This window comes from Klebsiella sp. YJ (assembly GCF_002108615.1).
Classification (GTDB): domain Bacteria; phylum Pseudomonadota; class Gammaproteobacteria; order Enterobacterales; family Enterobacteriaceae; genus Klebsiella; species Klebsiella planticola.
Window position 1 is genome coordinate 17574 of the sequence record NZ_MTEG01000020.1, and the last position, 11770, is coordinate 29343.

10 protein-coding genes are annotated in these 11770 nt (G+C 56.7%); 5 read left to right on the forward strand and 5 right to left on the reverse strand.

Annotated elements, in window-relative coordinates:
• The first annotated feature begins 10 nt into the window (after positions 1-10).
• A complete protein-coding gene (locus BV390_RS20000; protein ID WP_085397255.1) occupies positions 11-1003 on the forward strand; it encodes a glycosyl hydrolase family 8 in 993 nt (330 codons plus the stop codon).
• A 62-nt stretch (positions 1004-1065) separates the two neighbouring features.
• On the opposite strand, the gene map is transcribed toward BV390_RS20000, so the two are convergent.
• The 5 genes from map to bcsE form a co-directional block, all read right to left on the reverse strand.
• The gene (gene map / locus BV390_RS20005; protein WP_032696968.1) at positions 1066-1845 is read right to left on the reverse strand and encodes a type I methionyl aminopeptidase; all 780 of its coding nucleotides are present in this window, start codon (positions 1843-1845) and stop codon (positions 1066-1068) included.
• Positions 1826-2044, reverse strand: a complete 219-nt coding sequence (locus BV390_RS20010; protein WP_004868736.1) for a ParD-like family protein — start codon at positions 2042-2044, stop codon at positions 1826-1828. Before BV390_RS20010 ends, map begins: the two co-directional genes overlap by 20 nt.
• A 217-nt stretch (positions 2045-2261) precedes the next feature.
• On the reverse strand, positions 2262-3932 hold the full coding sequence (gene bcsG, locus BV390_RS20015) for a cellulose biosynthesis protein BcsG (RefSeq protein WP_032690334.1): 1671 nt from the start codon (positions 3930-3932) through the stop codon (positions 2262-2264).
• Entirely contained in the window at positions 3929-4126 is a 198-nt protein-coding gene (bcsF, locus tag BV390_RS20020) for a cellulose biosynthesis protein BcsF (protein WP_032690335.1), read from the reverse strand. Before bcsF ends, bcsG begins: the two co-directional genes overlap by 4 nt.
• Entirely contained in the window at positions 4123-5679 is a 1557-nt protein-coding gene (gene bcsE, locus BV390_RS20025) for a cellulose biosynthesis protein BcsE (protein WP_085397256.1), read from the reverse strand. The genes bcsF and bcsE overlap by 4 nt, the downstream gene beginning before the upstream one ends.
• A 169-nt stretch (positions 5680-5848) precedes the next feature.
• On the opposite strand from bcsE, the gene bcsR reads away from it, so the two are divergent.
• Genes bcsR through bcsB form a run of 4 tightly spaced genes read left to right on the forward strand, consistent with a single transcriptional unit; the run spans position 5849 to position 11769 of the window.
• Positions 5849-6037, forward strand: a complete 189-nt coding sequence (gene bcsR, locus BV390_RS20030; protein WP_004868728.1) for a cellulose biosynthesis protein BcsR — start codon at positions 5849-5851, stop codon at positions 6035-6037.
• An 11-nt stretch (positions 6038-6048) separates the two neighbouring features.
• Positions 6049-6786, forward strand: coding sequence for a cellulose biosynthesis protein BcsQ (gene bcsQ, locus BV390_RS20035; RefSeq protein WP_032690337.1), 738 nt, complete (start codon positions 6049-6051; stop codon positions 6784-6786).
• The gene (gene bcsA, locus BV390_RS20040; protein ID WP_085397257.1) at positions 6783-9401 is read left to right on the forward strand and encodes a UDP-forming cellulose synthase catalytic subunit; all 2619 of its coding nucleotides are present in this window, start codon (positions 6783-6785) and stop codon (positions 9399-9401) included. Before bcsQ ends, bcsA begins: the two co-directional genes overlap by 4 nt.
• A 10-nt stretch (positions 9402-9411) precedes the next feature.
• Positions 9412-11769 (forward strand): cellulose biosynthesis cyclic di-GMP-binding regulatory protein BcsB, encoded by a 2358-nt coding sequence (bcsB, locus tag BV390_RS20045; protein WP_073554048.1) that lies wholly within the window; start codon positions 9412-9414, stop codon positions 11767-11769.
• Position 11770: the final 1 nt, after the last annotated feature.

Genomic DNA, 11770 nt, shown 5'->3' on the forward strand with positions numbered 1-11770 from the left:
GGGTGAACATATGTCTTTGCGTGCTGTAATCGCAGTCATGGTGACGATGATGGTGCTGCCCCGCGCGTGGGCAGACGCCGCCTGGGAAAGCTATAAATCGCGTTTTATGATGGCTGACGGGCGCATTGTGGATACGGGCAACGGTAACGTTTCGCATACCGAAGGCCAGGGATTCGCGATGCTGCTGGCGGTCGCGAAAAACGATCGACCGGCCTTCGACAAGCTATGGCAATGGACCGATAAAACGCTACGCAATAAAGACAACAGGCTCTTTTACTGGCGCTATAACCCCGTGGCGCCGGACCCTGTCGCCGATAAGAACGATGCCACCGACGGCGATACCCTGATTGCATGGGCGCTGCTGCGCGCACAGCAACAGTGGGGGGACAAATCCTACGGCAACGCGTCTGATGCCATTACCGCTTCGCTGCTGAAAAATACGGTGGTGACCTTTGCCGGATATCAGGTCATGATGCCGGGCGCCAAAGGCTTCAACCGCAATGACCATCTCAATCTTAACCCCTCCTACTTTATCTTCCCGGCATGGCAGGCGTTTGCTGAGCGTACGCATCTGATCGCCTGGCGTAAGCTGCAAAGCGATGGTCAGACGCTACTGGGTAAAATGGCATGGGGCAAAACCCAGCTCCCTACCGACTGGGTTGCGCTGAAAGCTGACGGTAAGATGGAGCCGGCGAAAGAGTGGCCGCCGCGGATGAGCTATGACGCGATTCGTATCCCGCTGTATCTCACCTGGGCCGATCCGCAGAGCCCTCTGCTGACGCCGTGGAAAAACTGGTTCCAGAGCTATCCGCGGCTGCAAACGCCCGCGTGGATTAACGTCAGCACCAATAACGTCTCCCCGTGGTTTATGACCGGCGGCCTGCTGGCGGTGCGCGATCTGACCATGGGCGAGACGGCGGAGGATCCGCAAATTACCGCCCAGGATGATTACTACTCCGCCAGCCTGAAACTGCTGGTCTGGCTGGCAGGGCGCGATCGGTAATGTTAGCGCCTTCGCCAGGCGCGCTCTGGCGTGCTGAAGGCGATATCGACAGCCGGAACGGCTCAGAACGGGATAATTTCGTCCTCGCGTAGCGTCAGGACTTCTACGCCGTCGGCGGTGACGGCCACGGTGTGTTCCCACTGCGCCGAGAGCTTCTTATCGCGGGTCACCACGGTCCAGCCATCCTTCTTGATTTTTGTCCGGCTATCGCCCTGGTTGACCATCGGTTCGATGGTAAAAACCATGCCCTCTCGCAGCACGGCGCCTTCACCCGGCTTGCCGTAGTGCAGCACCTGAGGCTCTTCATGCATCTCTTGCCCGACACCGTGACCGCAATACTCGCGTACGACGCTGTAGCCGTTGCTTTCAACATAGCTCTGAATCGCATGGCCGATATCACCCAGCGTGGCGCCGGGCCTGACAACCTTGATACCTTTCCACATCGCTTCATACGTTTTCTTCACCAGTCGACGGGCCAGCGGCGAAACGTCGCCGATTAAGTACATTTTGCTGGAGTCCGCAATCAGACCATCTTTTTCCAGCGTAATGTCGACGTTGACGATCGCGCCTGACTTCAGATGCTCCGTTTCTTTTGGCATACCGTGGCACACCACTTCATTCACCGAGGTATTTAAGACGAAAGGATAATCGTATTGCCCTTTGCTGGCCGGTCGGGAATGGAGCTGGTTGACGATAAACGCTTCCGCCAGGTTGTTGATCTCCATGGTGGTTATGCCGGGCTGAATATGCTTATCCAGCATGTCGAACACCGAGGCCAGCAGCGCGCCTGCCCGGCGCTGTCGGGCTAATTCGTCCGCCGTTTTAATGGGAATTGATGGCATTGATCACCTCCAGTAAACGATCGGATCCCGATTTAAGCATCATCATCTTGATTTGCTGGTGGTTAAGCTCCGGGTAGAGTTCGCTCATCATCCCAAGCCGAATCCAGTATTCCGCCTGAGCATTCACTGAGCGTGACATGGCCTTGCTGGCGTCGCGGATGTCGTCATGCAGCAGGTCGGAGATTTTTACGATTCCCATATATATGTTCCGTAATGATTCATATATATATCGTATAGCCCCAGGCGAACGCTGTCACGGCGTTTTTTGCCAGCGACGGTCGTCTGGGGTTCGCCATCAGAGATAGCGACCCTGTGCGGTCGTTGGCGGTTTCACCGGGAGATTAGCGAGGAGGCGAGGGGCAGTTGACTACTGGCGTATCATGGCCGCAGGGAACGCCCCTGCGGCCATTGGCGGGTTACTGCGGGTACGGTACCCAGCTTCCGCCGTTCAGCTGAACGTAAGGTTTCCCCTGGTACTGCAGAACGATGGCGTTGGCGTTTTCCGATACCGCGGCGCTTTGCGGCAGGTTGGCGGTGTACTGCTGCCAGTCCACGTTATCTTCGGTAAACATCTTGCCGTCCAGCGCGCGCACCACCAGCTCCGACACCGCCAGATAGCTGGTTGGCTGGTCGATAATCAGCGGGGCGCCCTGATGCGGTGCCTTCATGCCGAAAAATTTCACCGCCGTCGGTACGTTGGTAATGGACGGACTCGGGATATCACGCAGGCCGGAAACCTGCATTTTGTCGCCCTTCAGCGCGCCGCCGTGCTCCGGTACGACCACGACCATCACTTTACGGCCCGATTTTTCCAGCGCGGTAAAGAAGCTGTCCAGCTCGTCGAAGAGTTTCTGCGCGCGAACTTTGTAATCCGCCGTTTTGCTCTGGCCCGGGAAGTGGTTGCCGTCGTGCAGCGGCAGAGTGTTATAGAAGGTGGCGTTGCGGGCGTTACCCTGTTTATTTTCGGTTTCCAGCCAGCGGTTGAGGGTCGCTAAGTCGTCATAGACCGGCGAGCCATCAAAAGCCTGCAGGCTGACCGGCAGCCCCGTTTGATCCATCAGCGGACTTTGCATCCCGCCTAAGCTGCGCACCTCTTTCAGGAAGTCGCCGAACAGGCCGTTGTGGCCGAGCATCAGCTGTTGGGTAAAGCCGAGTTTTGCCAGATTTTCGAACAGGTAACAGTCGCTGCCCGACGGTTGATAGAGGTTCGAATGCGACAGCTGGCCACAGCTTGCGCGCAGCAGTCGTACCGCCGCCGGGCCGCTGTAGGAGGTCGCCGAGTTAAAGTTTTTGAACACAATATCAAAATGCTTCCACAGCGGATGATCCATCAGCCCGGCGGCTTCGATATCGGACCATGATAGCGAGCAAATGTTGATAACCAGCAGGTCAAACGGCTGGGCATCGGCCGGCAGCTGATCCGGGAACGGCGTTTTACGCTTCTGTTCTGAGGCGTAGAACGCGTTCAGCCAGTTGGTCAAATTCGCCGAGGTGGGCGGTTCGGTCTGGGCCGGAATATCGCCGCCGGCGGCCGAGGTGCTCGCCGGGGCCATCGTCGCGGTGGTAGTCTTCGCGGTGGTCGCCGCTGCCGTCGGTTGGCCCACGGGCCATAAGGTAAAGGCCGGAAGCAGTGGGCTGATCGCCAGCCACACCATAATCGCGGAGACCACCACCGTGACGCGCAGCCACTGGCTGATGAACATCCACAGTACCAGCAGCAGGAAGAAGGCGCCGACCATATTCCAGTTAATAAAGCGGGTGATCAGGTCCCAGATATAACCGGCGCTGAAGCCAGCAAGCTGTGAGCCCTGGCTGAAAATACTTTCCGGCCCCGGTAGCCAGGTATCATGCCAGAACAATCCGATGCCGATCGGAATAGCAATCCAGTGCCGCAGGCGGTGCAGTTTATATTTTGGCAGCGGGACCAGTAAAAATGCGAGAAAGACCAGGTTGAGCATGGGATGAAAATTAAGATATCCCGCCCAAAGCAGCGCAAACTTCACCAGGAAGTAAAAATTCCAACCGGCCAGGCCACGCCAGTATTGCCACAGCGGCAGCGGCGTCGCATTAGTTTTTGGATTCGTCATTTATTCAGTTTGCCTTGCTGAGTTGTTGCTTCCCGGCGTAATACGCCAGCCGGTTTGACATAACGAGGTTTAAAGAACATTAAGCGTAAGGTGGTGCGAATTCGGCGCTGATAATGGCGCGCCAGATATCCCAGCGGAAAAAACAGCAGGGCACACAGTACGATCAGCTGAAGAATATCACTGATGGACATCATGACGTTTTCTCCCTGTCGGTAGACAAACGATGCGGCTGCGGAATACGTCGCCAGCTGCGTCCGTCATGGGCCGCGTTAATGGGGGTGTTTTTCTCCATCGTAATAGGCAGCGGCGTGTTCCACTGCGCCGGCGAAATACCCCGCATCAGCCCAATTTCCGCCGTGATTTGTTTATCTTCAAACCAGATCATGCGGTTGGAAAAAATATCGCCGGTGGGCAACGGGAAAATATGGTTTAGCGCGGTGTCCAGGTCGTTTACGCGACAAAACGACAGAAACAGCACTAATCGGTTGTTACCGATCGTCATGATATCGCCCATACGGTTCGGCCGGCACAGCGTCAGCGCTTGCTCGACGCGCAGCCCCGGCGCCGGGCGCAGCGCCACCATCACCCCTTTGCTGTCCGCAGGCAGCATGGTGTTGGTCATAATGTTATGTACCGCGGCGCAGAAATCTCCCCACTTTTGGTAGCCGCGTAGTTTAAGCGGCTGACTCCAGGTCAGCAGGGTGGCGAACTCTTCCGGAATATGGCGGGTGAACTTCTGTTTTTGCACGCTTTCCACTAACGTCAGGCAGCGGGAAAGCGGGGCGCTGAAGGGGATCACCATATTCGCGCCGCTGCTGAGTAGCAGTCGCTCATCGGTAGTTCGCAGGCTGGGTAGCTGTTCGCGGACGACAATTTTCAACGCGCTGCCGCGCTGCCGGCGCAGCGTGTGAATATAGCGACCCAGTTGCTCAATTTGTTCGTTCTGCGTCACGGAAAATAACAGCGTTGCCGCCTGCGCGGTGCGGGCGGCATTAAACACGCCGTCATTGGTATCAAACAGCGTCCAGTATTCAGACAGAGCAGGCGCCCCTTCCAGGACTCGCAGGTTACTCAGAACGACCTTCTCATCGCTGCGCGGCTGCACCGTGGCCTCTTCTTCTTCAGCCAGTCGCCAGCCGTCGTCATCCTGAATTACCGTCAGCTGTTGCTGGGCGCTCATTCCTTTTTCGCTGCCCCACCAGGCAATATCATACAGAAAACTATCGCCCTGATAACGAATGCTCGCCAGCCCGGAAAGCGCGCGATACTCGTGTAATAATGGCGAGAGTTGCTTGTCTATATCATTATCTGAATTAAGAATTAATAACGAACACTTATGGTATTTAGCCCATTGATGAGATTTTTCAACCCATGCGCTTATTTTTTCACTTTTTATGTTTTTCCATGCATTTTCGGCGCACAGCAAAATAAAAAAGTAATTGGCCGGATCGATCGAGCAGAGTAAATCACGATGCATTTCTTCCAGCCCGGCCGTCAGGTCTGGCATACTGAATAACGCCACTTTTTCCGGGCCGCGATCTTTTTTTAATGATATGATTTTATTTGGTTTCTCACCCATGACGATGGCGGCGACTTTACACTCTTTATCCTGGGCCGCCAGGGTTTGATTGAGCAGGCTTACCGCGTCAGGATAGCGATCGACGTTAAGCCACCACACGCCCCCGACGGGCATATGGCAGACCTCGTCCCATAATGATGAAATACCTAAAGTATAAACGATATTCACGTCGTTCCTCGTCAGCCCTGATTCATACTGGATCAGTTTACTAGCGAAAGCGTCAGAGTAAACCTAACATTGAATTTAAAGGGTATCAGTTTTAGCATATATAGGTGACTTGAGATTGAGCCTATTATACATCGGGTTTTATTTATGTGTTTTTTGAATGGACAGCGAAATGCCGGGAAAAGAGCCTTCAGTACCCTCAGATGCAACGCTGGGTTACACCTTTCAAAATGATTTCCTGGCGTTAAGCCGGGCATTTTCCCTGCCCGAAATTGATTACCACGACATTTCCCGGCGCGAGCAGTTAGCCGCGGCGCTGAAACGCTGGCCACTATTGGCGGAACTCGCAGAGAAAAAGTAAGGACGCCGTCGATGGCTATTCTTGGATTACAGGGTATCCGCGGTGGCGTGGGCACCACGTCGATTACCGCCGCGCTCGCCTGGGCGTTACAGCTCCTCGGGGAGACGGTTCTGGCGATCGACGCCAGCCCGGATAATATGCTGCGCTATTTTTTCAACGTTGATGCGACGCATCGCGACGGTTGGGCACGCGCGTTAATTGACGGAGGCGACTGGCGTGACGCCGGCATCCGTTATACCTCGCATATCGATATTTTGCCTTTTGGTCTGCTCTCGCCCGGTGAAAGAGAGAACGTTGATAAGCTCTATCCGCTGCTGGAATCGTTTGTCGGCATGGTGGAGAAACTGGAACAGCAGGGCGATCATCGCTGGCTGCTGCTGGATTTACCGGAAGGTTATTCCCCGCTGACTCGTTCGCTGCTTAGCGCCTGCGATCGCACGCTGGTGGTGGTGCATCCGGATGGCAACAGCCATATTCGCCTGCATCAACAGGCGCTGCCGGCGAAGGGTGATATTCTGATTAACGATCTGCGCGTCGGCAGCCAGCTACAGGAAGATTTGTATCAGCTGTGGCTGGAGAGCCAGCGCCGTATTTTGCCGGTCACCGTCCATCGTGATGAGGCGATGGCGGAGTGTCTGGCGGCGAAGCAGCCGCTCGGGGAATATCGTTCTGATTCGCTGGCCGCCGAAGAGATCCTGACCCTCGCTAACTGGTGCTTGCTGCACTATTCCGGCAAGGGGACGCAATGATGCGCCTCAGTACTTTGCTCCTGGCGCCTGCGGTTGCGGAACGCCTGAGCGAACGCTACAGCGATTATCGCCAGCACGGCGCATCGTGGCTGTCCGCCTCGCTGGGCTGCCTGTGGGCGTCGCTGGTCTGGGCGCTGATGCCGCTGGAAACACCGCGCTGGCAGGCGATTCTGAACAACCATCGTGATTACTTTCCGCATATTAATCCCCATCGCCCGCGGCTGCTGGATCCGCTGCGCTATCTGCTGCAGTCCCTGTGGCTGCTGGTGACGCATGTACCCGGGGCGGATAAAAAGGCGAACTGGCGTTCGTTTGCCGCCATCAAAGGGGTTCACGGGCGCTACACCCAGTGGCTGGAGACGCTTCCCGAGCGGACGAACAGCCGTACTACCCATCTGAATAAACACAAAGAGCTGGCGCACATCAGCCCGAAACTGCGCAAGGCGATTCTTGGCGTGGTGGTCACTTTCTCGCTGGTGCTGTCGCTGCTGTGTATTACTCAGCCGTTTAACCCGCTTTCGCAGTTTATTTTCCTGATGTTGCTGTGGGGTGTGGCGCTGCTGGTGCGCCGTATTCCCGGGCGTTTTTCGGCCCTGATGCTGATTGTCCTCTCGCTGACCGTCTCCTGCCGCTATATCTGGTGGCGCTATACCTCGACGCTGAACTGGGACGATCCCGTCAGTCTGGTGTGCGGCGTTGTGCTGCTGTTTGCTGAAACCTATGCCTGGCTGGTGTTGGTGCTGGGCTATTTCCAGGTGATATGGCCATTGAATCGCCAGCCGGTTCCGTTACCCAAAGATATGGCCGAGTGGCCGACGGTGGATATTTTCGTTCCCACCTACAATGAAGACCTTAACGTGGTGAAAAACACCATTTATGCGTCGCAAGGTATCGACTGGCCGAAAGATAAGCTCAATATCTGGATCCTCGATGACGGCGGGCGCGAAGAGTTTCGCCAGTTCGCCAAAGACGTCGGCGTGCATTACATCGCCCGCGCCACTCACGAGCATGCTAAGGCCGGGAATATCAACAACGCGCTTAAGTACGCCAAAGGCGAATTTGTGTCTATCTTCGACTGCGACCACGTGCCGACACGCTCTTTCCTGCAGATGACCATGGGGTGGTTCCTGAAAGAGAAAGCGCTGGCGATGATGCAGACGCCGCACCATTTCTTCTCGCCCGACCCGTTTGAACGCAATCTGGGACGTTTCAGGAAAACGCCAAACGAGGGGACCCTGTTTTATGGCCTGGTGCAGGATGGCAACGATATGTGGGACGCCACCTTCTTCTGCGGCTCCTGCGCGGTGATTCGGCGCGGCCCGCTGGATGAGATTGGCGGTATCGCTGTGGAAACGGTGACCGAGGATGCCCACACCTCCCTGCGTCTGCACCGTCGCGGCTACACGTCCGCCTATATGCGCATTCCGCAGGCCGCCGGCCTGGCGACCGAAAGCCTTTCAGCGCATATTGGCCAGCGTATTCGCTGGGCGCGTGGCATGGTGCAGATTTTCCGCCTCGATAACCCCTTGTTTGGTAAAGGGCTTAAGTTTGCGCAGCGGCTCTGTTACGTCAATGCGATGATGCACTTTTTATCCGGCATTCCCCGGCTGATCTTCCTCGTCGCGCCGTTGGCATTTTTACTGCTGCACGCCTATATCATCTATGCGCCGGCGCTGATGATCGCGCTCTTCGTCTTGCCGCATATGATTCATGCGAGCCTGACGAACTCGAAGATTCAGGGCAAATATCGCCACTCTTTCTGGAGCGAAATCTACGAAACCACGCTGGCCTGGTATATCGCGCCGCCGACCTTTGTCGCGCTGATTAACCCGCATAAAGGTAAGTTCAACGTGACGGCGAAAGGAGGACTGGTGGAGGACGAATATGTCGACTGGGTCATTTCCCGTCCCTATATCTATCTGGTGCTGCTGAACCTGGTGGGCGTGGCGGCTGGGGTCTGGCGTCACTTCTATGGCCCGGAAAATGAGATCCTGACCGTTTGGGTCAGTATCGTCTGGGTGTTCTATAACCTGATTATCCTGGGCGGCGCGGTGGCGGTCTCGGTGGAAAGTAAGCAGGTCCGTCGCTCGCATCGCGTCGAAATGAGCATGCCGGCGGCAATTGCGCGCGAAGATGGCCACCTGTTCTCCTGTACCGTACATGACTATTCCGATGGCGGGCTGGGGATCAAAATTAACGGTAAGGCGCAGGTGCTGGAAGGGCAAAAGGTGAATCTGCTGCTCAAACGCGGACAGCAGGAATATGCCTTCCCGGTCAGGGTTGCGCGCGTGAACGGCAGCGAAGTCGGTTTGCAGCTGATGCCGTTGACCAATCAACAACATATTGATTTTGTACAGTGTACGTTTGCCCGTGCTGATACGTGGGCGCTTTGGCAGGATAGCTTCCCGGAAGATAAACCGATGGAAAGCCTGCTGGATATCCTGAAGCTGGGGTTCCGTGGATATCGTCACCTGGCGGAGTTCTCGCCGCCGTCGGTGAAGGTTATTTTCCGCTCGCTCACCATGCTGGTTGCCTGGATAGTCTCGTTTGTTCCCCGTCGGCCTGAGCGTGCCGCGGCGATACTCTCTGCGGAACCAGAAATGGCTCAACAATGATGATAATGCGATGAAAAGAAAACTCTCCTTGATTTGTGCAGTGGCAGTGGGCATGGCTGGTTGGTCATCCTTCGCCTCTTTTGCGGCGCCGACGACAGCCGTGACGGCAGCGCCAGCGCCTGCGGCGACGGATCCGCTGGACGGGGGCCTGACGGCCCCGGTCATTGCCGACAGCCAGCCGACGGCAACCCTTGCCGCACCGCCAGCGCCGGCGGTCGTCATGGAGAATGTTCCGACCCGCGACGTGAAGCTCTCTTTCGCCAGTATCGCCCCGCCTCCGGGCAGCATGGTACTGCGCGGGGCGCATCCCGACGGCTCGGTAGAATTTGGTATGCGCAGCGATGAGGTCGTGACGAAAGCCCTGCTGAATCTCGACTATACGCCGTCCCCTTCACTGCTGCCGGTGCAGTCGCAGCTGAAGGTGTACCTCAATGATGAGCTGATGGGCGTCCTGCCGGTTACTAAAGAGCAGCTGGGTAAAAAAGTCAGCGCGCAGATCCCTATCGATCCTCTGTATATCACCGACTTTAACCGCGTGCGTCTGGTGTTCGTCGGCCATTATCGCGATGTGTGCGAGAACCCGGCCAGCAGTACGTTATGGCTGGACGTCGGGCGTGACAGCAACCTGGACCTGACCTATCAGGCGCTGGCGGTGCGTAACGATCTGTCCCATTTCCCGGTGCCGTTCTACGACCCCCGGGACAACCGATCGCTGACGCTGCCGATGGTTTTCGCCTCCTCGCCGGATGCGCAGCAGCAGCAGGCAGCGGCGATTGTGGCCTCCTGGTTCGGCAGTAAAGCCGGCTGGCGCGGCCAGGCGTTCCCGGTACTGTTTAACAAACTGCCGGATCGCAACGCCATCGTGTTTGCGACCAACGATAAGCGCCCGGACTTCCTGCGCGAACATCCGCCGGTGAAGGCGCCGACCATCGAAATGATCGACCATCCGGACAACCCTTACGTCAAGCTGCTGGTGGTCTTTGGCCGTGATGACAAAGATCTGCTGCTGGCCGCCAGGGGGATCGCACAGGGCAATATTCTGTTCCGCGGCAGTAGCGTCGTGGTCGACGACGTCAAAGAGCTGCAGGCGCGTAAACCCTATGATGCGCCGAACTGGGTGCGAACCGATCGTGAAGTCACCTTCGGCGAACTGAAAACCTACGAACAGCAGCTGCAGTCCAGCGGCCTGGTGCCAGATTCCATTAACGTGGCGCTGAATTTGCCGCCGGATCTCTATTTGCTGCGCGCCAACGGCATCGATATGAAGCTGAACTATCGCTACACCATGCCGCCGATCAAAGACAGTTCGCGGATGGATATCAGCCTCAATGACCAGTTCCTGCAATCCTTCAGCCTGAACAGCTCTCAGGACGTGAATAAATTAATATTGCGTCTGCCGGTGTTGCAGGGGCTGCTGGACGGTAAGACCAACGTCAGTATCCCGGCGCTGCGCCTCGGGGCGCTCAACCATCTGCGTTTTGATTTCCAGTACATGAACCCGATGCCGGGCGGCTCTATCGATAACTGTATTACCTTTCAGCCGGTGCAGAACCACGTGGTGATCGGTGACGATTCAACGATCGACTTCTCGAAGTATTACCACTTTATTGCCATGCCGGATCTGCGCGTGTTTGCCAATTCGGGCTTCCCGTATAGCCGGATGGCCGACCTTGCTGACACGCTGATTGTGGTGCCATCCGCCCCGACTGAGGGCCAGGTGGCGACGCTGCTGGAATCCGTAGGCGGTATCGGCGCGCAGACTGGCCTGGCGGCTATCAACGTGCAGGTCACCGATGATGGCAACAAAATTAAGGATAAAGACGCCGACCTGCTGTTGATTGGCTCGATTCCGGCAGCGCTGAAAGATGAGACCAAAATTAGCCTGCTGGTCGATGCGACGAAGAGCTGGGTGAAGATGCCGATGCGCCATTACGATCTGCCGAGCATCTATCCGGATGATGAGGCCAGAACGCCCAATACGCGCACGGATATCACCTCCTCCGGGCCAATGGCGGCCATTATCAGCTTCCAGTCGCCGTATTACGATCAACGCAGCGTCGTGGCGCTGCTGGCGGACAGTCCGCGCGGTAACGAGCTGCTGAACGGTGCGCTAAACGACAGCGGTAAGCGGGCGGCGATGTTTGGTTCCGCGTCGGTGATTCGTGAATCCGGGGTGAACAGCCTGCGCGTGGGCGACGTCTATTATGTCGGACACCTGCCGTGGTTTGAGCGTATCTGGTTTGCGCTGTCCAGCCACCCGGTGCTGCTGGCGATTCTGGCTGCGGTGAGCATTGTGCTTCTGGCCTGGGTGCTGTGGCGCATGCTGCGTATTGTCAGCCGTCGTCGTCTCCACCTTGATGATGAGTAAG